This is a genomic window from Pedobacter sp. 05L430 (genome assembly GCF_056397585.1).
Window position 1 is genome coordinate 1 of record NZ_JBFTNT010000542.1, and the last position, 1,242, is coordinate 1,242.

Consider the following 1,242-nt stretch of genomic DNA (forward strand, 5'->3'; position numbering starts at 1 on the left):
GAAAGACCTTTACGAAGCTCCCGACTATTATTTACTTGATGAATTGCTTTCTGAAGAACATAAACTGATCCGGGCCACTGCAAGAGATTGGGTTAAGAAAGAAGTGAGCCCCATTATTGAAGATTATGCCCAAAAAGCGGAATTCCCTAAACAAATCATCAAGGGGTTGGGAGAAATAGGTGCCTTTGGTCCTACTATTCCTGTTGAATATGGCGGTTCCGGACTTGATTATACGGCTTACGGTATCATCATGCAGGAATTAGAACGTGGAGATTCGGGCATCAGGTCTACCGCTTCTGTGCAGGGTTCTTTGGTAATGTATCCTATTTTTGCTTACGGAACTGAAGAACAACGCAAGAAGTACTTGCCTAAGCTTGCTACTGGTGAATTGATGGGCTGCTTCGGATTAACAGAGCCGGATCATGGATCTAATCCTGGTGGAATGGTAACCAATATTAAAGATAATGGAAGCCACTATTTACTTAATGGTGCAAAAATGTGGATCTCTAATGCTCCCTTTGCAGATATTGCAGTTGTTTGGGCTAAGGATGAATCAGGGAAAATCAGAGGATTGGTTGTGGAGCGCGGTATGGAAGGTTTTACAACTCCGGAAACACATGGAAAATGGAGTTTGCGGGCTTCAGCTACAGGTGAATTGGTATTTGATAATGTTAAGGTACCTAAAGAAAATATTTTCCCGGAAATAAGTGGACTTAAAGGGCCTTTGGGTTGTTTAAATCAGGCGCGTTATGGTATTGCATGGGGAGCACTGGGTGCTGCTATGGATTGCTATGATACCGCTTTACGCTATGCTAAAGAACGTGTTCAGTTTGGTAAACCTATTGCTGGCTTTCAATTGCAGCAAAAGAAGTTAGCTGAAATGATTACTGAGATTACGAAAGGCCAGTTACTGGTATGGCGCTTAGGGGTATTGAAAAGCGAAAACAGAGCGACTGCTGAGCAAATTTCTATGGCAAAAAGAAATAGTGTAGAGGTTGCGCTGGACATTGCACGTAACGCCAGACAAATGCTTGGTGGTATGGGGATTACCGGAGAATATTCAATTATGAGGCATATGATGAATCTGGAATCTGTAGTTACATATGAGGGAACACATGATATTCACCTATTAATTACAGGAATGGATGTAACAGGCATAAATGCCTTTAAATAATTTATAAACAGCGGAAATCAATAATCTATTAATGAAGACATTTAAGAAATATACTTACTTACAAGCCC

1 protein-coding gene is annotated in these 1,242 nt (G+C 41.1%); it reads left to right on the forward strand.

Annotation, left to right across the window (positions count from 1 at the left end):
* A partial coding sequence (locus tag AC1DG9_RS27190; RefSeq protein WP_477635706.1) for an acyl-CoA dehydrogenase family protein occupies positions 1-1,174 on the forward strand: 1,174 nt, incomplete at its 5' end.
* Positions 1,175-1,242 lie beyond the last annotated feature (68 nt).